The organism is Salinigranum salinum, from assembly GCF_009176545.1.
GTDB lineage: Archaea > Halobacteriota > Halobacteria > Halobacteriales > Haloferacaceae > Salinigranum > Salinigranum salinum.
Genome location: NZ_VTOJ01000001.1, coordinates 1,326,928 through 1,347,221 on the forward strand (window position 1 = coordinate 1,326,928; position 20,294 = coordinate 1,347,221).

Annotated in this window: 19 protein-coding genes; 8 read left to right on the plus strand and 11 right to left on the minus strand. The window is 68.9% G+C overall.

Translation table 11 applies throughout. From position 1 onward, the window contains the following. Both FZP69_RS06315 and FZP69_RS06320 read right to left on the minus strand, forming a co-directional pair. Positions 1–372, minus strand: coding sequence for an ArsR/SmtB family transcription factor (locus FZP69_RS06315; RefSeq protein WP_152040494.1), 372 nt, complete (start codon positions 370–372; stop codon positions 1–3). Positions 373–495: 123 nt separating this feature from the next. Beyond that, positions 496–1,701 carry an outer membrane lipoprotein-sorting protein gene (locus FZP69_RS06320; protein WP_152040495.1) on the minus strand — a complete coding sequence of 402 codons (1,206 nt, stop codon included), beginning with the start codon at positions 1,699–1,701 and terminating at the stop codon, positions 496–498. A gap of 381 nt (positions 1,702–2,082) precedes the next feature. Between FZP69_RS06320 and FZP69_RS06325 the strand changes: the two genes are divergently transcribed. Further along, positions 2,083–3,306 carry a DR2241 family protein gene (locus FZP69_RS06325; protein WP_192918486.1) on the plus strand — a complete coding sequence of 408 codons (1,224 nt, stop codon included), beginning with the start codon at positions 2,083–2,085 and terminating at the stop codon, positions 3,304–3,306. Positions 3,307–3,433: 127 nt separating this feature from the next. Here the strand turns inward: FZP69_RS06325 and FZP69_RS06330 are convergent, their stop codons facing one another. The 3 genes from FZP69_RS06330 to FZP69_RS06340 all read right to left on the minus strand — a co-directional run bounded on the left by FZP69_RS06330 (position 3,434) and on the right by FZP69_RS06340 (position 5,873). After that, on the minus strand, positions 3,434–4,015 hold the full coding sequence (locus FZP69_RS06330) for a DUF7524 family protein (protein ID WP_152040496.1): 582 nt from the start codon (positions 4,013–4,015) through the stop codon (positions 3,434–3,436). A gap of 107 nt (positions 4,016–4,122) precedes the next feature. Continuing rightward, the gene (locus FZP69_RS06335) at positions 4,123–4,308 is read right to left on the minus strand and encodes a methytransferase partner Trm112 (protein WP_152040497.1); all 186 of its coding nucleotides are present in this window, start codon (positions 4,306–4,308) and stop codon (positions 4,123–4,125) included. 233 nt (positions 4,309–4,541) lie between these two features. Next, positions 4,542–5,873 (minus strand): adenylosuccinate synthase, encoded by a 1,332-nt coding sequence (locus FZP69_RS06340; RefSeq protein ID WP_152040498.1) that lies wholly within the window; start codon positions 5,871–5,873, stop codon positions 4,542–4,544. Between the two features lie 201 nt (positions 5,874–6,074). On the opposite strand from FZP69_RS06340, the gene dcd reads away from it, so the two are divergent. The 5 genes from dcd (at position 6,075) to FZP69_RS06365 (ending at position 10,698) form a co-directional block, all read left to right on the plus strand. Next, positions 6,075–6,695, plus strand: a complete 621-nt coding sequence (gene dcd / locus FZP69_RS06345; protein WP_152040499.1) for a dCTP deaminase — start codon at positions 6,075–6,077, stop codon at positions 6,693–6,695. Then, on the plus strand, positions 6,692–7,597 hold the full coding sequence (locus FZP69_RS06350) for a thiamine-phosphate synthase family protein (RefSeq protein ID WP_152040500.1): 906 nt from the start codon (positions 6,692–6,694) through the stop codon (positions 7,595–7,597). Before dcd ends, FZP69_RS06350 begins: the two co-directional genes overlap by 4 nt. A gap of 7 nt (positions 7,598–7,604) precedes the next feature. After that, a complete protein-coding gene (locus FZP69_RS06355) occupies positions 7,605–8,360 on the plus strand; it encodes a class I SAM-dependent methyltransferase (protein WP_152040501.1) in 756 nt (251 codons plus the stop codon). Positions 8,361–8,501: 141 nt separating this feature from the next. After that, positions 8,502–9,530, plus strand: coding sequence for a glutathione S-transferase family protein (locus tag FZP69_RS06360; protein ID WP_152040502.1), 1,029 nt, complete (start codon positions 8,502–8,504; stop codon positions 9,528–9,530). Positions 9,531–9,639: 109 nt separating this feature from the next. Continuing rightward, entirely contained in the window at positions 9,640–10,698 is a 1,059-nt protein-coding gene (locus FZP69_RS06365; RefSeq protein WP_152040503.1) for a molybdopterin-dependent oxidoreductase, read from the plus strand. 42 nt (positions 10,699–10,740) lie between these two features. Here the strand turns inward: FZP69_RS06365 and FZP69_RS06370 are convergent, their stop codons facing one another. The 3 genes from FZP69_RS06370 to aspS form a co-directional block, all read right to left on the minus strand. Then, the gene (locus tag FZP69_RS06370; RefSeq protein ID WP_152040504.1) at positions 10,741–11,526 is read right to left on the minus strand and encodes a 4-phosphopantoate--beta-alanine ligase; all 786 of its coding nucleotides are present in this window, start codon (positions 11,524–11,526) and stop codon (positions 10,741–10,743) included. 45 nt (positions 11,527–11,571) lie between these two features. After that, positions 11,572–12,411, minus strand: coding sequence for a pantoate kinase (locus tag FZP69_RS06375; RefSeq protein ID WP_152040505.1), 840 nt, complete (start codon positions 12,409–12,411; stop codon positions 11,572–11,574). A 423-nt stretch (positions 12,412–12,834) separates the two neighbouring features. After that, on the minus strand, positions 12,835–14,139 hold the full coding sequence (aspS, locus tag FZP69_RS06380) for an aspartate--tRNA(Asn) ligase (protein WP_152040506.1): 1,305 nt from the start codon (positions 14,137–14,139) through the stop codon (positions 12,835–12,837). A 162-nt stretch (positions 14,140–14,301) separates the two neighbouring features. Between aspS and FZP69_RS06385 the strand changes: the two genes are divergently transcribed. Further along, on the plus strand, positions 14,302–15,075 hold the full coding sequence (locus FZP69_RS06385) for a DUF4013 domain-containing protein (RefSeq protein WP_152040507.1): 774 nt from the start codon (positions 14,302–14,304) through the stop codon (positions 15,073–15,075). Between the two features lie 63 nt (positions 15,076–15,138). Here FZP69_RS06385 and FZP69_RS06390 read toward each other — a convergent pair whose 3' ends face one another. Together FZP69_RS06390 and FZP69_RS06395 are read right to left on the minus strand one after the other, a co-directional pair. Beyond that, a complete protein-coding gene (locus tag FZP69_RS06390; RefSeq protein ID WP_321168779.1) occupies positions 15,139–15,621 on the minus strand; it encodes a DUF7522 family protein in 483 nt (160 codons plus the stop codon). Positions 15,622–15,710: 89 nt separating this feature from the next. After that, positions 15,711–16,430 carry a phosphoglycerol geranylgeranyltransferase gene (locus FZP69_RS06395; protein ID WP_152040508.1) on the minus strand — a complete coding sequence of 240 codons (720 nt, stop codon included), beginning with the start codon at positions 16,428–16,430 and terminating at the stop codon, positions 15,711–15,713. 118 nt (positions 16,431–16,548) lie between these two features. On the opposite strand from FZP69_RS06395, the gene FZP69_RS06400 reads away from it, so the two are divergent. Next, entirely contained in the window at positions 16,549–17,736 is a 1,188-nt protein-coding gene (locus FZP69_RS06400; RefSeq protein ID WP_152040509.1) for a PQQ-binding-like beta-propeller repeat protein, read from the plus strand. A gap of 30 nt (positions 17,737–17,766) precedes the next feature. On the opposite strand, the gene FZP69_RS06405 is transcribed toward FZP69_RS06400, so the two are convergent. After that, on the minus strand, positions 17,767–20,292 hold the full coding sequence (locus FZP69_RS06405; protein WP_152040510.1) for a DNA topoisomerase I: 2,526 nt from the start codon (positions 20,290–20,292) through the stop codon (positions 17,767–17,769). Positions 20,293–20,294 lie beyond the last annotated feature (2 nt).

The following is a 20,294-nucleotide window of genomic DNA, read 5'->3' on the forward strand; positions in this document are numbered from 1 at the left end:
TCAGAGGCCCTCCCACATCTTCACGAAGCGGTCGGCCGTGTCCTCCTCGGTCGCCCCCGGAAACGCCTCCGTCGACGCCCGCTCGACGACCGCCTCGAACGTCCCCTCGTCGAGTGAGACGGACACTTCCGAGAGCGTCGCGGTGAATTCGCTGTAGTCGTTGCCACCCGGCTCGACGCGGGTCTGTTCTTCGATCAGGTCGAACTCCTTCAGCCGGCCGACCCGCCGGTAGACCGTGGGCAGGGACATCCCGCACCGGTCGGCGATCTGGTTTGCGGACATGGGTTTCACGCTCGTTGCCGCGAGGATCTCCCGGGCGTACTCGTCGCTGAGCAACTCCAGCAGGTCGCCCAGCGCCGGGTCTTCACTCACGGATTCGTCGCCGGGCGGGACGACAATAAAGGGCGTCTCCGAGTTTCCCGCCCAGAAGCCAGCGTCCCCGAGTCGGATGGCCGTTCCCGGGTCGGATGGTCGTTCCCGCGTCCGACTCCCTGATCAGGTCGTCGCGTCGACCGACCGGGCGATCCGCACGAGCGTCCCGTTGTCGACGGGGCCCTGGACGGAGTAGGCGTAGCCGTCGGCCGTCCAGCCGATCACGTTGATCTCCCCGTGACGGTTCAGTCGCGCCGTGTGGGCCCCGACGTCGACGGCGGTCCCGGTCGAGGAGACGAACCGGTCGTCGTTGTTGACCGCGATCCGGACCGGCGGTTCGTCACCCCGGCGCTCGTACTCCAGCGTGACCACGGTAGGGTCGTCCGACCGGTGGCTCGCACGGCGGAGTTCGTACCCCTCGGGCACGTCCGGGTCGGGCACCGGCATCGAGACGTTCGTGGCCAGGGCGTCGCGCGTGAGGTACGACCGGATCCACGTCTTCTCGACGTCTGCCGGGAGACGCTCGCGGTCGAACCGGAAGGTTTCCGGCGGGATATCTGGGTTGAACGTGACGTTCCGGTAGGTTGTCAGATACTCGTACCGGTCGCCGTGCGCGACGAACTCGACCCGGTGTTTGAGTGGGTAGAGGTACTCGGTGTCGAGCCACATCGTCTGGTCCTTGAGCGAGGCGTTCGGCGACACCGGGTCGACTTCGAGGCGGTAGGTCTGCCGTTCGTCGACCGGCTCGGTGCCGTTGTACCGGACCCTGACCAGGTGGTCGCGGTAGGACGTCGACCCGTTCGCGGCGCCCTCCGTGTCGTCGTCGCGTGGCACCTGCGGGAGCGCGGAGACGCCCGGCGTCGGCCGGGGGATCGTCTCGTTCTCGCGGGCCGCAGCGAGCAGGTCGAGATACCGAGGCTCCCGGCTTCGGTCGGGGCTCACGAGGTACGAGACGGTCTGCTCCTCGGGACGGTACAGCACTGTCATCGTCTCGTTCGTGACCGTCAGGTGCCCCTCTGTGGCGTACACCCGGTCGGTGACGTTCGACTCCACCGACCGGGTGCGACTCCGGTACCCCAGCGGTTCGAGTCGCTGTTTCACCGCGCTGACGGTGACGGTCGTCCCTCCTGCCGTGTGTTGGACCGTCCGCACCGTCGCGTCGAGCGTCTCGAGCGACGCCGCGCGTTCCTCGGCCTCGTCGGGGGCCGGAAGCGCCGGCTGTGGCTCGGCGAGGCTGGTCAGTCCCGCGCAACCGGACAGCGGGACGACGAGGAGGAGGACGAAGCTGACGGCGACGGCTCGGTGCGTGAGAGGACTCGACCGGGTCATGGGTGCATCTCGTCGGATCGGGGTGGGCGGCGACCGACCCGATGCGTCCGGATGTGACGGCGACACGGATAAGTTCGGCGCACGTACCCGTCGGTACCGCCGGTCGACGCCGACACCGGGTGGATCGCTGCGTGGTGACAGTCTAGGCCAGACATGCTCGGCGAACGTGACGAACGAGGAGGGCCGGGGGCTGCAGCGTCAGCGGGGACTGATTCGCTGCGTCTCGGTCGTCGGCCGGACAGAGTATATAACCAGTAACCGAGTTTCCGACTCAGAAAACGGGCCACCACGAGCGACTCTCGTCGTCGTGGAGTCGTGCCACGCGTGGCGCGGAACGGGTGAACCGGCCGACTTTTTCCGTTCCACCCCTTGGCTCCGGATATGACTACCGAACACGTCGCGCACGCCGACGCGCTGGCGAGGGCCGCCGCCGACGGCATCGACTTCGACGGCCTCCGCGTCTCGTCGGAGGCCGACGGCTACACGTTCGAGACGCCGGTCGAGGAGCACACCGGACTCGACGAGACCGGCCTCCGTGACGTCGCCGCCGACTCGGCGTACGCGACGAACTGGTACTTCTGGCACGCGGTCGCCCCGCAGAAGACCGACCGGTGGGCGTTCCTCCGGTGGCTCGAGGGGGCCGATGGCGGTGACGAGGCCGCGAGCGACGTCACCGAGCGGTACGAGTCGCTCGCCGACGGTGTGACGACCGAGTGGGGTCAATTGCTCGTCACCGCGACGCTCGGCGAGACTGGCCGCCGCCGGTACTACCTCCGGCACGTCGACGACGTGGACGTGGAGGCGGCGGCGCTCGCGAACCACGACGACCCGCTCGCCGCCCGAGACCTGGCGAAACGGGACGAACGCGGCCGGTACCGCCCCCTGAAGACCGCGCCCTCGCTCCGGACGGGGTGGCGGCTCGCAGATCTGGACCCGGCCGCCCTCGTCGAGGCGGTCGAGGCGTTCTACCCGGCGACGATCGCCAACTGGCACCGCGAGCGCGCGGGCGACCTCGACGTGAACCACTGGCGGGAGACGATGGAGCGACAGACCGGGATGTACGGCGTCGTCGAGACCTGGGATCGCGGCGAGGGGTACGAGCACGTCAACTGGGTCGCCGAGGCGTGCTGTGACGACTCGCAGTGCCTCAAACGCCGCGAGTGGCAGTACGACTCGACCACGGACCTCGATGTCGACGGCGGCGACGGTGTCTTCCCCTGTCGGGAGCCCTGCTCGGTCGTGATCGCTGCGGCGCGCACCTGGACGAAGCTCGAGGCCGAGGAGCCGCGGACGTACGAGTTCGAGCTCACACCGTCGGAGAAAGAACAGCTCGAGGCGGTAATCGACGCGGTCGCGGACGGCCGGATCGACGACATCAGAGAGGCCGACGTCTACGAGGGTGCGAACCGCTACCGGACGCGCTTCCTCCGCGCGAAACTGTTCGACGACGAGGGGAACCTGGCCGGGGTGCCGACCGACCCGGACGAGCACGGTGACACCGGTGACGACGCCGACCACGACGACGCCGATCACGACGACACGTCGGAGGAAGACGCCGGAGGTGCGGACGACGACGAGACCGAGGTCGAGGCGGACGACGACTGATCGTCGGGGTCACTCTCTCGAGATGACGACTGACTGTCGGTTTCACTCTCTCTCGGGACGACGTGCAGGGAGGTGGATCGATCCCTGACGAGACGGGACGACCGGTAGGGCCGGCCGAGTCGCGCGGTCACTTCGCGATGAAGATGAGCGCCGCGATCGCCCCCCCGAGGACCACGCCGACGCCGACGAGCACCGCGGGACTGTTGGCACCGACGAAGACCACGGCCCCGATGGCGACGGCGACCGCCAGGAGGACGAAGAGGACGAACGGAAGCGCGTCGGGGCCGGGGAGTCCGCCGAGCACCCTGGCGAGCGCCGACTGCTGTGGCTGCTGGGGCTTCGGTTTCGAGAGCGACTCGTCGACGGCGACGTGTCGGGTCTCCTCCTCGACGGGTTCGACCGTCACGTCGACGTACGTCGTCTCCGCGCCGTAGCCGGTCGACACCTTCAGCCGGCCGGTGTGGGACGTCGAGGGGGTCCCGTCGACGACGACGTCGACCGTCGTGGTGGTGTCGCCGGCGACGAAGACGTTGGCGTCGTCGATGTGAGCGACTGCAGAGAGGTCGTCGTCGAGGTGGACGTGGACGTGGACGCCCTCGCCGTGGTTCGAGAGGTCGACGTGGAACGACCCGTCGGTGGTGAACTCGGGCGGTGCCTCGATGGCGTGCAGGCGTTCACGGTTCAGCTCGACGGGTAGCGTCGCTGGCACACCTACGACTCTGTTCGGGGGAGGAAAAAGGTGCAGGATTGACGATTCGGTGGCTGATCCGGCTCGGGCTCGGCCCTCGGACGACGGTCGATCGGGGAGTCAGCGGCTCACTCGTCCCGCATGTCCGGCGGCCGGAGGTCCGGGATGCCGTCCTCGATCGGGTACTCCTCGCCCGTGACCGTTCCCACGAACTTCCCCTCGATGATCTCGTCGCCCTCCCGCTTCGTGACGTGGAGTTCGAGTTCGCTCTTGTCGAGCGGGTCGCAGAGGATGTCTACGAGTGACTCTTTCATCGCCTCCACCTTGGCGGGTGCCGACAAAAAGCGTGCGGCTTCGTCGCCCGGTCGGGGTCCGCCTCGACGGACACCTGTCGTCCCCGCGACCGCCTGTCGCGTCCGGGGACCCCCCGACGCGTACCCGCGGGTCACGACGTGAGCGCGACCGACCGCGTCGCCGCGTTCCGCGCGATGCAGTCGATCGCGGCGACGGGGCCGAACGGAGCAGTGCGTCCGCTCTCCGTCTCCGGCTACTGTTCGAAGGGGTCGACGAGTTCGATCGTCTCCGCACGGTCGGGACCGACGCCGACGGCGTACACGGGTGCGCCGACCTCTCCCGAAACGTAGTCGAGGTACTCGCGTGCGTTCGTCGGCATCGCGTCGTACCCCTCCTCGGCGACCGTGGTCCAGTCGACCGCGGGCCACGGCTCGAACTCCTTCAAGACGGGGTCGCACCGCGCCCACTGCTCGGTCGTCGCGGGGATCGTCTCGATCACGTCGCCGTCGAGTTCGTAGGCGGCGGCGAGTTTGACCGTGTCGAGGTCGGCGAGGACGTCGACGTGGTTGACCGCGATCCCGGTGAAGCCGCTCACGCGGGCGGCGTGTCGGAGCATCGGGACGTCGAGCCAGCCGATGCGACGAGGGCGTCCGGTCACGGTTCCGAACTCGCCGCCCTTCTCTCGAATGCGGTCGGCGAGCCGCTCCTCGCGCTCGTCGCCGTCGAGTTCGGTCGGCATCGGTCCCTCGCCGACCCGCGAGAGGTACGCCTTCACGATGCCGACGACCTCGCCGCGCCCGGTGACGGTCGGCCCGACGCCCGTCCCGGTCGCGGCACCCCCCGCAGTGGGGTTCGACGAGGTAACGTACGGGTAGCTCCCGTGATCGATGTCGATGAGAGTGCCCTGCGCCCCCTCGAACATGACGGCGTCGCCGGCCTGTCGACGTTCGTAGAGGAAGTCCGAACAGTTCACTGTCATCCCCTCCTCGCGGAGACGGCGGCCGAACGCGGCGTACTCCTCGACGAGCGACTCGACGTCGCACTCGTCGCCGGCCGCCAGCCCGTACACCTCCTCGATGAGCGCCCGTTTCTGCGGGACCACGTACTCGAGTCGGTCGCGGAGGACGTTGGTGTCGAGGAGGTCGCCGACCCGAACGCCGCGGCGACCGGCTTTGTCCTCGTATGTCGGGCCGATTCCCCGGCCGGTCGTGCCGACCTCGACACCCGAGTCGGATTTGGCCTCCTCTTCGATCCCGTCGAGTCGGCGGTGGTACGGCATGATGACGTGTGCGCGCTCGGCGACCCGGACATCGGGGTCGAGGCCGCGGTCGCGCAGCGTGTCGATCTCCTCGAACAGCGTCCGCGGGTTGACGACGCACCCGTTACCGAGGACACCGACCTTGCCGCGGACGGCACCCGACGGGACGAGCGAGAGCTTGTACTCGTCGCCGCCCTCGACGACGGTGTGGCCGGCGTTGTCGCCGCCCTGATACCGGGCGACGACGTCGGCCGCGCCACCCCACAGGTCGACGAGCGCGCCTTTGCCCTCGTCGCCCAGCTGAGAGCCGACAATCGTGACGGTCATGCACGCGGCTTTCACCCCGTCGGTCAAACCGATTACGGTCCGGTCACGCGACCTGTCGACGGACGAAGGAGACGTTTCCACGGACCGACAGGGGAGACCATCCCGACCGGACACGGGACACCGCGATTCCACGCGACTGCGGGACACCTCGATCCCGATTGGACACTAAAGACTAAAGCCGTGCGCGCGCCGCCTCCCTGTATGATTCTGTCGGACACGGACCTCCTCACTCGGCTGCGGGACGGCGACCTCGTCGTCGAGCCGCTCGACGACGTCGATCTGCAGGTCCAGCCCGCGAGTATCGACGTCCGACTCGGCCGCGAGTTCTTGGAGTTCCAGCGCGCGAACATCCCCTGTATCCACCCCAACAGCGAGGCCGAGGTCGACGAGTACGTCTCCGAGACGGTCGTCGACGACGGGAACGAGTTCATCCTCCACCCCGGCGACTTCGTGCTCGGCACGACCAGAGAACGCGTCGAGGTGCCCCCGGACCTCGTCGCACAGGTCGAGGGGCGGTCGTCGCTCGGTCGGCTGGCCGTGGTGGTTCACGCAACAGCGGGCTTCATCGATCCCGGATTCCGGGGGAAGATCACGCTCGAACTCTCCAACCTCGGCACGGCACCCGTGGCGCTCACGCCGGGGATGCGCATCTCGCAGCTGGTGTTCACCGAGCTGAAGAGCCCGTCGACCAGACCGTACGGCACCGAGCGCGGGTCGAAGTACCAGGACCAGGCCGGGCCACAGGCGTCGCGGATCGGCGGCGACGACGAGTTCCGCACGCGGCGCTCCGCGGGCGACAGCCCGGGAGCGGACGACCGATGAAGTTCATCGAGGAGATCGTCGTCGAGGAGTTCCTCCCGACGTTCCGCTCGATGCTCGCCGAGGAGCTCCGGGAGCGGGGGCTGACGCAGAACGAGGTCGCCGCGGCGCTCGGGATCAGTCAGAGCGCCGTCTCGAAGTACGCCCACGGCGACGTATCGCGCAACGAGCGGATCGTCGCCGACGACCGCGTCCGCGACCTGGTCGAACGCGTCGGCGCGGGGCTGGCGAGCGGCGACATGACCCGCGTCCAGGCGCTCGTCGAAAGCGAGGTGCTCGTCCGCAGGCTGGAGGCGGGCGACCTCCTCGCGGACCTCCACGAGGAGGCGATGCCCGAACTCGCGGCGGTCGACCACGCACACATCCACGACCCCGACAGCGCCGTCCGCACGACAGAGCGGGTCCGTGCGTCGGTGCGACGGGGACTCCGCACGCTCACCAACGCGTCGGGCTTCTCGACGCTGATCCCCAACGTCGGCGCGAACCTCGTCGAGTGCCTCCCCGAGGCGACGACCATCGACGACGTCTGTGCCGTCCCCGGCCGCATCTTCGACGTGAAAGGACGCGCGACCGTCCCCGGCGACCCCGAGTTCGGCGTGAGCGAGTACGTCGCGTCGGTCCTCCTCGCGGTCCGCGACCGATCGTCCGCACGCGCCGCGGCGAACGTCCGGTACGACCCCGAACTCGTGGACCGCCTGCGCGACGCCGGCCACCCCTGCATCGAGTTCGTCCCCGACGACGGCGACGAGGTGGGTGGCGTCCACGCGGCGCTCGACGACCTCGACGCCGACCTCGCCGGGGTTTTCGTCCTCTACCAGACGGGCGGGTACGGCATCGAACCGATCACCTACGTCCTCGGACCGGACGCACCGACGGTGGCCACGACGGTCCGGTCGTTGCTCTGAGCCGACGATGGATACCGACCCACCACTCGGAGACGACGCCCGCGATCGAACCGCCACCCGCGAGCCCCGCGACTCTCTCCTCACCGACGGCGGCGTCGCCACCACGCAGGCGTTCTACACGCGGTGGGCGCGGCTGTACGACGCCATCGCGCGGCGAACGCCCGGGATCGGTGGCCTCCGCGAACGGGCGGCGGAGCGTCTCGCGCCGGCGCGAGGCGACGTCGTGGTAGACATGGGCTGTGGGACCGGCGCGAACCTGCCGTACTTTCGCGAACGGGTCGCGCCCGAGGGGAGAGTCCTCGGCGTCGACTTCACGCCCGGCGTGCTCGCCGTCGCTCACGACCGCCTCCGCGACGTTCCGGCCGTGAGCGTGGTCCGTGGCGACGCCACCCGTCCGCCCGTCGACGAGGCCGACGCCGTGTTCGCGTCGTTCGTCTCGGGGATGCTCGCGGACCCGGCTGCCGCGGTGCGGACGTGGGCCGAGATCGTCGGACCCGGCGGTCGCCTCGGTCTGCTCGACCTCGCCCGGAGCACCCGTCCCGTGGGCCGCCCGCTCAACGACGTCTTCCGACTCGTCGTCCGTGCTACGTCGCCGCCGGGCACGCGCTCGCGCCTCGACGACTCTCCGGCGGCGCGACTCGACCGGCGCGTCGTCGCCGCCCACCGCGCCCTCCTCGAGTGCTGCGACGACGTCGAACACGAGACGGCTGCCCTCGGCTACGCGCGGCTGAGCGTCGGCACCGTCGCCGAGTCCCGGGAGTGACGGGGTCGCTCCCGCTCGCCGCGTCGACCGCGGCCGACCCGCGTCGCGCCGACACGACGCCCTCGTTCCACACGACCGAGCAACCCTTTTCGGTCGTCGCGCCCTTCCCCCTCGTATGCAGCTGACCGCTGCGGTGAGACGATGAACATGCTCGTCGACGGCGAGTGGCGCGTTGACGCGTACGAGTCGACGGACGACGACGGCGAGTTCGACCGGCAGGAGACCTCCTTCCGCGAGTGGGTCGGCGGCGAGGGCGTCCGCGACGGCGCGGCCCCCGACCCCGACGCCGAGTTCCCCGTTGAGGCCGGCCGGTACCACGTCTACATCTGCCGGGCGTGTCCGTGGGCGCACCGCGTGGCGATGACCCGGGCAGTCAAAGGGCTCGAGGACGCGATCTCGCTCTCGCTGGTCGAACCCGTCCGCATCGACGACGGCTGGGAGTTCTCCGAGGAGTACCCCGATCCGCTCTACGACGAACCCTACCTCCGCGACGTCTACACGCGGGCCGACCCCGAGTTCACGGGGCGCGTGACGGTGCCCGTGCTGTGGGACCGCGAGCGCGAGACGATCGTCAACAACGAGTCGCGGGAGATCATGCGGATGCTGAACGTCGCGTTCGACGACGTCGCCACCAGGGACGTCGACCTCTGGCCCGAGGGCCGCAGGGACGCGGTCGAGCAACTGCTCGACGACGTCTACGAGCCGATCAACAACGGCGTCTACCGCGCGGGCTTCGCCGGCTCGCAGGCGGCGTACGACCGTGCCGTCGGGGAACTGTTCGACGCGCTGGACCACTACGAGGAGCTGCTGGGAGACCAGCGCTACCTCGCCGGCGACGTCCTCACCGAGGCGGACGTCGCCATGTTCGTGACACTCGTCCGGTTCGATCACGTCTACCACACCCACTTCAAGTGCAACAGACGGGCGATCCACGAGTACCCGAACCTCTGGAACTACACGAAGGAGCTCTACCAGCTTCCCGGGGTCGAGGAGACGGTGAACGTGCAGCACATCGTCGACCACTACTACGGGAGCCACGGCTCGATCAATCCGTCCCGGCTGGTTCCCACCGGCCCCGACATCGACTTCACAGAACCCCACGACCGCGACCGGCTCCCCGGCGGCCCACCGGCGGACCTCGTCGACACGGCGGCACCCGCGGACGACTGACGACCGCCCTCTCCGCGCGTTCCCCCGCGGACGACTGACGACTCTCCTCCCCGCGCGTTTCTCCGGACGACGCCGACGCGCTCTTCTCCGTGCCGCCCTATCTTCCACTATGGCCGGGTCGCCACTGGACGCCCTCGAACCCCACCCCCGTCTGGTCGACTGGTCCATCCTCGCCTGTGTCCTCCTCGAGACCCTGACGGGGGTCGTCTCCCTCGGTGCCGGTGCTGCAGACCAGTGGCCGCTCTTCTGGGTCCACCGCGTCGTCGGTCCCGTGCTCGTCGTCCTCCTCTTCTTCAAGCTTCGAAGAGTGAAGCCGAGACTCCGAAGACGGAACTGGGACCGCACGACGCCCGTGTCCGTCCTCGCCGCCGTCGTCGCGCTCGCCGCGCTCGCGACTGGGGGCGCGTGGCTGCTCGGCGTCGACGTCGACCTCGGCTTCTGGACGCTGCTCAACCTCCACATCGGGCTCGGCCTCCTCCTCGTGCCGCTCGTCCTCGTCCACCTCCGAGCCCGGTTTCGTCCCGTCCGCCGCGCGGACTTCGAGGGGAGACGGACTGCCCTTCAGTACGGCGCGCTCCTCGTCGGCGGGGCCGTCGTCGTCCGCCTCCAGGAGGCGGCGAACGACCTCACGGGATCGCCGGGAGTGACGCGCCGTTTCACCGGCTCGAAACCGGTCGACGGCGACGGCTTCCCCGTCACCTCGTGGGTGGCAGACGACCCCGACCCGGTCGACACTGGCGACTGGCGGCTCCGGGTCGACGGCCTGCTTGCTTCGACGTTCGAAGTCGAATACGACGACCTCGAGTCGGACGACGATCTGCGCGCGCTCCTCGACTGCACCAGCGGCTGGTACACGACGCAGGACTGGCGCGGTGTCCGGCTCGGCGCGCTCCTCGACCGGACCGATGTCGACGCTGCGGCTCGCTGGGTGACCGTCCACTCGGTGACGGGCTACCGCTGGAGCTTCCCGATCGAGGAGGCCCGCGGCTTGCTCCTCGCCACGCACGTCGGCGGCGATCGACTGACGCACGGCCACGGCTTCCCGGCTCGGCTCGTGGCACCCGACAGGCGGGGCTTCCAGTGGGTCAAGTGGGTCACGAGAATCGAAGTTCGGCGGCGGCGCGACGTCTCACAGTACCTCGCGACGCTGATCAGTGGCTTCGAGTAGGGATGACTCCGCTCGTCCGGATCGCTCGCTCGCGACTGGCGGTCAGTCGTCGGTGTACTGGCCGTCCGTCCTCGCCCGTGTGTCGAGGCTGCCGCCGCGGATCGTCGCCTCGGCCGCTCGTAGCGCCGCCTCGCGGTCGAACCGTTCGACGATCGCTTCGAGTTCCGCTCTGGGGGCGTCCGCGAGGTCGCGGGCGTGAGACGCGATGTTCGGCACGGCGCGGACGATGTTGTCGACGACCGGCACCGCGGCCGTCGTCGCCGACCGTGACAGGGGGTTGAGGTCGACGACGATCTCCGTCTTGCCGGCGTTCGAGAGCGCCTCCGCGCGGTCGCCGTCCTCGAGCGGGACGAGGACGACGTCGGCGTCGGCGATGCCGTCGGCGTCGACCGCCGCGCGCCCGTGATCGAGGCCGGGGATCCGGGCGTCGCCGTCGAGTCCCTTCACCTCGGTCGCGCCGTGGTCGCGCAGGTGGTCGGCGATCGCTCGCATCCGCTCGTCCGTGCGGTTGAAGATGTTGACTTCGACGTCGCCGTCGACGACGCGTGCGAGTTCGACGACCGCCTCGGGCACGAGCGCGGCGACGTTTCCGTTGACGGAGACGACGGGATGCCGTGCCAGGAGGAGGTGTGCAGCCGCCGCTCGTTCGGCGTCGTCGGCCGATTCGATGGTGCGTTCGCCGAGCAGGTAGTCGAACGCTTCGCCGCGTCCTTCGGCGATGAGCCCTTGCTTCGAGGTGATCCCCTTCTCGACGCCGGCCTCGATCCGGTGTCGGGTTCGCAACGACTCCTGCCGGGGGTGCGACTCCGGCACCTCCACGTCGCTCATACACCCCGATGGTCGCCCAGTGGATAAAAATCGGCCGTCTCGTACTCAGGGGTGACAGAGATGCGCACCCGAGGGGTACGTCTCGCAGACCTGCGGGTCGTAGCCCGCGTCCGAGAGCCCCGTCCCGAGGGCGAACACGGAGCGACCGAGCATCGCCATCGCGGCCTCCCCACCCGCGTCGGAGACGGCTTCGATCGCCGTCTCGACCTCGGGAACGAGCAGTCCCGCCTCGCGTGCGAACCGTCGGGACAGGCGGACGAGGTGGGGCAACGTCGGGCGCTCGCGCAACTCCGACAGCGCACGCTCGCCCGCCCGCGACAGTCGGGTGGTGTCGCCCTCGATCACCTCCGCGGTCGACAGCTCGCCGAACGTCAGATACTCCACGCGCGCACTCGTCGGCACGCCGTCGAGCACGCCGTGACCGGGAGCCCCCGGTTCGACTCGAATGGGAATCCCGCCGCGTGCCTGCGAGACGACGTCCCCGAGGCCCGTCCCCGACTCGACCTCGGCCACGTGCGCCAGTTCGACCAGATCGTTCTCGGACCGATCGCCGTCGAACACCGTGTTGCTCGCCAGCGCCGTCCCGAGCGCGGCCGCCCCGGAGACGCCGAAGCCGGAGCCGACCGGGAGGTCGCTGTCGACGACGACGGTCGCGGTAGTCCCGAACGTGTCGACGACGCGCTCGACCGGCGGCATCTCGGTCCGTCGTCCGTCGAGGTCGACACGCGTCGTCTCCGCGGGCGTGACCGTCACGCGGACCCCGTCCGAGAGCGTCAGTCCCCCACCCCGCGATCCGGTCGTCGCCGGGTCGTCCGTGCGGTGGGCGCTGAAGAATCCGGTGACGTGGCCGGGAACGAACGCGGTCGCCGTCGACTGATCGCTCATCTACTCTCTCTTTCCCCCCGAGCACTGTTTAACGCTTCAGATTTCGTCGTCCGAACGGTTCGTCGATCGTGCGGGATCGTCCGCCCGCCGTCCCGTTCGGTCGGGCCGGCTCTCAGCGTTGATGCTCGGGGCGATAACTTGAGGTACTCCCGTCGTCTCTCACCGGACGTCGTCGATCCACGAGGATGGGACGACCGCGCGGAATCAACCATTACACCCCTACCCGCGTTTTCCCGACGTCCGACCGGTGAGTGGTACCTGCGTCCACTCGGGCGACAGTCGCTGCCGGTCTGACGAGACTCGCTGCGCTCGTCTCGCTGGTTCGAGAGGTCCTCACCGTTGCGGGCTCGGACGCTGCCTGTCTCGCGGGAACAGCGTCACTTCGCTTCGCTCGTGACGAGCACCCACGTTCTGACGGCTTCGTCAGGGACTCAGCCGTTGACGGTCCCGTGGGAACAACACACCCTCGCGGATGTTCGGCAGACCGAGCATCGTCATCACGAGTCGCTCACCGCCGAGTCCCCAGCCGGCGTGCGGAGGCATGCCGTACTTGAACATCTTGGTGTAGTACTCGAACGCCTCGGGGTCGAGCCCCTGCTGTTCGAAGCCCGCGACGAGGTGATCGTAGCGGTGTTCGCGCTGGCCGCCCGAGACGATCTCCATCCGTGGGTGCATCATGTCGAACCCCGTCGACAGCTCCGAATCGTCGTCGTGGTCCTTGATGTAGAACGGCTTGATCTCGGAGGGCCAGTCGGTGATGAAGTAGTGCGTGCCGACGTCCTCTCCGAGGGCTTTCTCGCCCTCGGTGGGGAGGTCGTCGCCCCACACGAGCTGTTCGTCGAGTTCGCCCGTCGCGTTGATGCGCTGGATGGCCTCCTCGTAGGTGAGTCGGGGGAACTCGTCGTCGGGAACCGAGAAGTCGTCGGCGAGGTCGAGCGCCTCTAGCTGGCGCTGACAGTTCTCGGCGACGCCCTCGTAGGCGGCCCGGACGACGGTCTCGCAGGCGTCCATCGCCTCGGCGTCGTCGATGAACGCCGACTCGAAGTCGATCGACGTCGCCTCGTTGAGGTGGCGCGGCGTGTTGTGTTCCTCCGCGCGGAAGATCGGGCCGATCTCGAACACCCGTTCGAGCCCGGAGCCGACCATCAGCTGTTTGAACAGCTGTGGCGACTGGTTCATGAACGCTTCGCGGCCGAAGTACGTGATGGGAAAGAGTTCAGTACCGCCCTCGGTTCCGGTGGCGACGATCTTCGGCGTGTTGATCTCGGTACAGCCCAGCGAACGGAAGGCGTCGCGGACCGAGCGGAGGATCTCGGCGCGGATCTCGAAGATCGCCTTCACCCCCTCCTTGCGGAGGTCGAGCGTCCGGTTGTCCAGTCGAGTGGAGAGCTCGGCGTCGACCTTCCCGGAGGGATCGAGCGGGAGCTGTGGGTCGGCTTCGGCGAGCACCTCGACGGAGGTGGGCGTGATCTCGACCCCCGTCGGCGCGCGCGGCTCCTCTTCGACGGCACCGGTGACGACGATGACGCTCTCGCGGTGGACGCCCAGCCCCGTCTCGACGAGCGCGTCGTCCATCTCGTCCTTCTCGAACTTGACCTGGATCTTGCCGGTCTTGTCCCGGAGGATGAGGAAGGCGATTCCGCCGAGGTCCCTGATCTCGTGGACCCAGCCGGCGACCGTGACCGTGTCGCCGGGGTCGGCGTCGGCCGTGTAGGTTCGATCCTGCATGGTGGTTCCTATCGGTGGCCTCGTCTTAAACGCGGCCATTCCGTCCGGATCCGGTCCCGCCGCCGAGGGCCCTGCAACCGTTCCCACGGCGTGTCGACGCAGCCTCCGATCACCCACGGGTTTATATCCGAGAACGGAACCACCCTGTCGTGGTCCAGCATCATGACGACGCTCGATCCACGCGCAGACGACGAACCGAACGGTGACCTCCTCGACGCCGCGTTCCCGGCGGCACTCCTGCTCGGCGTGGCCACCTGGCTTCCGGCCGCGGTGTTCCTCCTCGGCTACAGCGTGCGCGTCATCCGCGCGGAACTCGCCGGTGACGACGACCTGCCGTCGCTCGACGACGTCCGCGGTCTCGGCGCGACCGGGCTCCGTGCCGCTCTCCCGCTCGCCGTGTTTCAGCTCCCGGCGCTGTGCTGTCTCGGTCTCGTCTTCGTGTGCTGGCTCGTCGTCGACCGTGGTCGGGTCTCCGGCGACGTTCTCGGACTCGTGCTCACCGACCCACTGGCGTTCGCGAACCTCACCGTGCTCTCCTCCGGGAGCGGCTCCCTCGTCGCCGGAGGGCTCGTCCTCACGGCGGTCGTCGCCGTCCTCGCGAGTTACGTGGGGACGGTCGCACTCGTCACGTTCGCGGCCACGGACCGACTCGCCCCGGCGTTCGACCCCGACACGCTCCTCGCAGGCGCCCGATCGTCGCGCTTCCGCCGGGGGTACCTCCTCGCTGTCGTGCTCTGCTTCGTCGGCTCCGGCGCCGCCTGGCTCGTGACGCTCGTCCCCGTGGTCGGTCCGTTCGCCGCCGCGTTCGTCGAACTGTTCGCCCTGGTCGGCGCGCTCCGCGTCGTCGCCGACGGCTACGACGTGCCGGTCGTGGAGCAAGAGCGGGTCCCTTCACGTGCTGGCGAGCACGGAGCAGCCCGCGCGTCGGACGCGTGAGGTTCGAGGCCCGACGGTCGACTCACATCCGACGGTCGACTCGTCTGGCGTGCGACTGACCGTTCACTCGTACGCCGCCGCCAGCAACCCCCGGAGGGCGATCGCGACTTCCTCGACCCGGTCGACGTCGAGCTCTTCGGCGGTGAGGAGGAGGCCGTCGTCGGCCACGATGATCCGGCAGACGAACCCGTCCGTGAACACGCGGATCGTGAACTCGTAGTCGCCGCGGACCGGATCGCTCCCCGCACCGGCCGAGTGCGGTTCGTAGCGCTCGTAGGGAGTAAAACCGACCCGCTCGCTCTCGATCAGCGACGCCTTCACCTCCAGCGCCCGCCGGCGATCGTTGCCGTAGAGGTCAGAGCGGAGGTACAGCAGTTCCGAGTCGTCACGCGTGAAGTGGATCACGCTCCGGAGCGAGTCGCCGACGGTCGTCCGGCAGAGCCGAACCAGTTCGTCGACCAGTTCGCGTCGCGTGCGGTTCGACTCCGTCACCCCGTGGAGGGACCGTTCGGCGGCGTCCGGCGGAGCGTCGGCGTAGTGGCTCATACCCGTCCTCAGGCAACGAGACGTGATAAATATTGCCTCAATTATCCTAATACGTTCCCATTCGGGGATATATTTTGGCGAATCGGTATTCAATTGGTCTCCGCGGCGTGGGCGTCTTTCACACCCTCGACCGTCTCGCGGACGGCGTCACACCCCTCGTCGTGGAGCAGGTCGCCGACGACGATCGTGTCGGCGTTCTTCCCCATCTCGTGCGCGGAGTCGTAGTCGTGGATGCCGCCCCCGTAGAAGAGGGTCGCGTCGTCGAGCGCGTCCCGTGCAGCGGCGACCTTCTCGGTGTCGCCGAACGTCCCGGAGTACTCGATGTAGACGATCTCCTGGCCGAACATCCGCTCGGCGACTCTGGCGTACGAGGCGACGTCCTCGGCGGACTGGTCGCAGTCGGCGTCGGTGTACTCGGCGACGGCGGAGTCGGGGTTGAGGACGATGTACGCCTCGGTGTGGGTCCGTTCCCAGTCGAGGCTGTCGGCGATCCGGACCCACTCTTTGTGTGCGCCCGTCACCCAGAAGACGTCGCCGGCGTTGAACACCGTCGGGATGAGGTAGCCGTCGAGCGCGGCGGAGTCGATGACGACCCCCGGGTTCGACGGCTCCTGGTAGAGGGGGACGCCGTACTCGGCACAGGCGTCGATCACCGCGCTCATGTTGTTCTTCGTCATCCCCGTCGTTCCGCCGATCTCGATCGCGTCGGTCCCCGTCTCGCAGACGTCGGCGAACGTCTCGTCGCCGACGAGTTCCTTGTCGGGGTCCACCTTCAGGACGTGGTCCCACGCTTCCCACGGGCCGGTCATTGCTCGACCATCGACGGGGCACGACTAAAAAGCGCGTGGATTCACCGGGTCGGGCGATCCGTTCGCCGTCCCCCACGTCGAACGACAGCGGTTTACTGCCGAGGACGGATCCTCACGTATGCCCTCCAGACGACAGCTTCTCGCCGGTGCCGGTCTCGGCGCGCTCGGTCTCGGCGTCGCAGCCAGCCAGTCCGGCGGCTTCGAACCGTACTACGACGGCGAGTCGGAACCCGACACCGTGTGGTGGCCCCAGCCGACGTTCGACCGCATCGGCTCGTGTTACAACCCCCGTCCGGTCGGTCCTCGGGACGGCGTCACCGAACGCTGGGCGAGAGAGATCCCGGGACCGTCGGCACGGCCCGTCGTCGTCGACGACCGCGCGTTCTTGCCGACGGCCGAGGCGCTCCTCGCCGTGGACGCCGCGACGGGCGAGGAACTGTGGCGCGAGAACGGCGGCGACGCGCCGATGTGGCCGCGGTCGGTCGTCGTCCACGACGAGACCGTCTACGTGACGCAGGTCGGCGACCCCGCGTTGCTCGCGCTCGACCCCGCGACCGGTGACCGGCAGTGGGCGTTCTCGACACCCGAGTACGGCCTCCGACCGCTCCTCGTCGATCCGAAGCGACCGACGCTGTTTACCGGCGACAGCGAGGGGACGGTGTACGCGCTCGACCCCGCGACCGGCGACGTTCGGTGGCAGCGACGCGTCTTCGGCACCGTCTCGGCACTCGTCCAGAGCATTCCCGACCTCGTCGTCGGCACGGAGTCGGGCGACGTCTACGGCCTGTACCCGGGCGACGGGCGTGGACTCTGGCGACACGGCGTCGCCGGTTCGGTCACCGCGCTCGCCACCGCCAACGGCCGCGGCGCGTTCGTCAGCACGTTCGGCGGCCCGACGGTGGAACTCGACGGCGGTCGCGGTGGCGAACCGGTGTGGTCGGCCGACGTCTGGAGCGACGACTCGTTCGTCGTCGCCGGCCGGAACCTCTTCGCTGCGGGCCACCGCCTCGTCGACCTCGACGTCCGCGGTGGCGACCGACGGTGGACCGGCGGCGAGACGACGCAGTGCGGCCCAGCGGCTGCCGGTGACACTGTCTACGCGGCCTCCGAGAGTCACGTCGCAGGGTATGCGGTTCGAGGTGGCGTCGGCGTCGGCCCTCTCAGACTCGACGCCCGGCGGTGGTCTCACCCCGTCGAAGGAAGCCCCGAGCAGGGGCTCGTGGTCGCCGACGGTGCCGTGTTCGCCCTCACCGAGGGCGGCGGTAGGGACGAACGGTCGATGGCGTACGCGCTCGAAGAAGCGTGAGGCCTCGTGGACCGTGAGGCCTCGTGAAACTCAGTCCGCTTTCGCCTGCCAGTCGCGCACCCGGTCGGCGCCGACGCCGTCGACCCGCGCGGCGACCTCGTCGGGGTCGGCGTTCTTCAGCGACTCCACGTCGGTGATCTCCGCCATCTTGAGCTTCTCGGCCGTCTTCTCGCCGATGCCGTCGATGGTCTCCAGTTCGGAGCCGTTCTGTCGCGCCTGGTACTCGCGGTAGTTGCAGATGGGACAGCCGAGTTCCCACGGCTCGCGGTCGCTGTCGGGGTAGACGACCGTGAGTTCGGGCAGGCCGTGTTCCTCGCAGTGGTCGTCGGTCACCTCGATGTCGCCCCGACGGGGCAGGGGAAGCGAGTACTCGCAGTCGGGATAGCGCGTACAGCCTACGAGCCGCGATCCCGAGCGGAGGCGTTTGATCGCGAGTTCTCCCCCGTATTCCTCACCGCAGTCGGGACACGTCCCGATGACGAGGTCGTCCTCCGCGTCGGCCTCGTCGGCCTTGCACTGCGGGCAGCCGTGGACGAACGTCTTCCGCCCCGCGAGCATCTTCACCTCGTGGAGGCCGTGTTCCTCACACTCCGCCTCGAGGATGAGCGGTCGTCCCGTCGAGGGGAGCGGGAGCGTGTGCGTGCAGTCGGGGTAGCCGTTGCAGCCGACGAAGTACGATCCGTGCCGGGACTTGCGGATCAGGAGGTCGTCGCCGCACTCCGGACAGGGGCCGAGCGTCTTGTCGGCCTTCATCGACTTCTGGAGGTGGTTTCCCAGCGCCTCGCGGTTCTCCATCAGCCCCTCGAACACGTGTCTGAGATACTCGCGGGATTCGGCGGTGACGTCGTCGAGCGTCGCCTCCCCTTCGGCGATGGCAGCCATGTCCTGCTCGAGTTGGGCGGTCATCTCCTCGCTCACGATGAGGTCAGCGAACTCCTCCGACGCCTCGACGACCGCCCGCGCCAGCCGAGTCGGGCGGGGCGGGTCGCCCTCGATGTAGCCGCGGTCGTACAGCTTCTGGATGACGTCGTGTCTGGTGGCTTTGGTCCCGATGCCCATCGACTCCATCGTCTCGATGAGCCGCGACTGGCCGTACCGTCGGGGGGGCTGGGTCTGTTTCGCCGCCAGCTCCAGTTCCGAGACCGCGAGTTCCTGGCCCACCTCGACGTCGGGGACGATGTTCTCCGAGGAGTTGTAGTACGGGTAGACGGCGTGGTAGCCCGGGTCGACCAGCCGCTTGCCGTTGGCTTTCAGCGACTCCCCGCCGGCCTCGACGACGACGCGCAGGTGTTCCCACGTCGCGGGCGGTGCGACGGTCGCGAAGAAACGCCGCACCACGAGTTCGTACACCTCCCACTCGTCGTCGGAGAGGTCGCTCGCGGCCGGGAGCTCTCCCGTAGGGTGAATCGGCGGGTGGTCGGTCGTCTCCTCGTCGCCGGCAGTCGGGTCGATCTCCTCCTGGTCGAGGAGGAAGTCGGCGTCGTCGGCGAACGTCGAGTTCGAGAAGGCCTCGAGGAGTTCGCGCGGGTCCAGATCCTCGGGATAAACCGTGTTGTCCGTCCGGGGATACGTCACGTAGCCGGCCGTGTAGAGGTCCTCGGCGATGCTCATCGCTCGCTGGGCCGAGTAGCCGATGCTCCCCGCCGCGCGGATGAACTGCGTGGTGTTGAACGGCGCCGGCGGCGTGTCGGTCCGCGTGCGCCGCTGGACGTCCTCGACGACGGCTTCCTGCGCTGCGGCGAGCGCCATGTGTGCCGTCTCCGCCGCGGTCTGGTCCCAGACGCGTTCGGCCTCGGTGCCGTCGTCGTCGATGTAGAAGTACTGCGCCTCGAACGTCTCGCTCTCGTCGGTTCCCTCGTCCGACGCCGTGGTCGTCAGGTCGGCGTAGATCTCCCAGTAGTCCTCGGGAACGAAGGCGTCGATCTCGCGCTCGCGGTCGACGATCAGCTTCAGCGTGGGGCCCTGCACCCGACCGACGGAGATGAAGTCCTCGCCCAGCTGTCGCGCCGACAGGGAGAGAAAGCGCGTCAGCGCCGCCCCCCACACGAGGTCGACGATCTGCCGGGCCTCGCCCGCCGCCGCGAGGTCGAAGTCGAGTTCGTCGGGCTCGGCGAACGCCTCCGTCACCTCCCGGTCGGTGATCGAGGAGAAGCGCACCCGGTCGACCGGCACCTCGTCGTTCACCTCTCGGACCAGTTCGTACGCCTCCTTCCCGATGAGTTCGCCCTCGCGGTCGTAGTCGGTCGCGATGACGACCCGTCCGGCCCGGCGCGATAGCCGCCGAAGCGCGCGGACGATGTTCTCCTGCGTGGGCCGTTTCTCGACGCTCGCGTCGATCAGCTCGACGGGCTCGACGTCCCGCCAGTCCTCGTACTCCGGCGGGAAGTCGACGCCGACGACGTGTCCGGAGAGTCCGACGACGCGGGTGCCACCCCAGGTGTAGACGTTGACGCCGTTCATCCGCTCGGTCTCGGCGGTGCCGTCGCTGAGAATGTCCGCGATACGGCGGGCGGCGTTGTCCTTCTCGGTGATGATCAGTTCCGGGCCGCTGCTCATTG

Coding starts and splice junctions, on each gene's coding strand:
- FZP69_RS06325 (WP_192918486.1), top strand. CDS start 2,083: ATGACTACCGAACACGTCGCGCACGCCGACGCGCTGGCGAGGGCCGCC.
- aspS (WP_152040506.1), bottom strand. CDS start 14,139: ATGCAGGATCGAACCTACACGGCCGACGCCGACCCCGGCGACACGGTC.
- FZP69_RS06360 (WP_152040502.1), top strand. CDS start 8,502: ATGAACATGCTCGTCGACGGCGAGTGGCGCGTTGACGCGTACGAGTCG.
- FZP69_RS06355 (WP_152040501.1), top strand. CDS start 7,605: ATGGATACCGACCCACCACTCGGAGACGACGCCCGCGATCGAACCGCC.
- FZP69_RS06365 (WP_152040503.1), top strand. CDS start 9,640: ATGGCCGGGTCGCCACTGGACGCCCTCGAACCCCACCCCCGTCTGGTC.
- FZP69_RS06375 (WP_152040505.1), bottom strand. CDS start 12,411: ATGAGCGATCAGTCGACGGCGACCGCGTTCGTTCCCGGCCACGTCACC.
- dcd (WP_152040499.1), top strand. CDS start 6,075: ATGATTCTGTCGGACACGGACCTCCTCACTCGGCTGCGGGACGGCGAC.
- FZP69_RS06405 (WP_152040510.1), bottom strand. CDS start 20,292: ATGAGCAGCGGCCCGGAACTGATCATCACCGAGAAGGACAACGCCGCC.
- FZP69_RS06335 (WP_152040497.1), bottom strand. CDS start 4,308: ATGAAAGAGTCACTCGTAGACATCCTCTGCGACCCGCTCGACAAGAGC.
- FZP69_RS06350 (WP_152040500.1), top strand. CDS start 6,692: ATGAAGTTCATCGAGGAGATCGTCGTCGAGGAGTTCCTCCCGACGTTC.
- FZP69_RS06385 (WP_152040507.1), top strand. CDS start 14,302: ATGACGACGCTCGATCCACGCGCAGACGACGAACCGAACGGTGACCTC.
- FZP69_RS06395 (WP_152040508.1), bottom strand. CDS start 16,430: ATGACCGGCCCGTGGGAAGCGTGGGACCACGTCCTGAAGGTGGACCCC.
- FZP69_RS06390 (WP_321168779.1), bottom strand. CDS start 15,621: ATGAGCCACTACGCCGACGCTCCGCCGGACGCCGCCGAACGGTCCCTC.
- FZP69_RS06370 (WP_152040504.1), bottom strand. CDS start 11,526: ATGAGCGACGTGGAGGTGCCGGAGTCGCACCCCCGGCAGGAGTCGTTG.
- FZP69_RS06400 (WP_152040509.1), top strand. CDS start 16,549: ATGCCCTCCAGACGACAGCTTCTCGCCGGTGCCGGTCTCGGCGCGCTC.
- FZP69_RS06340 (WP_152040498.1), bottom strand. CDS start 5,873: ATGACCGTCACGATTGTCGGCTCTCAGCTGGGCGACGAGGGCAAAGGC.
- FZP69_RS06320 (WP_152040495.1), bottom strand. CDS start 1,701: ATGACCCGGTCGAGTCCTCTCACGCACCGAGCCGTCGCCGTCAGCTTC.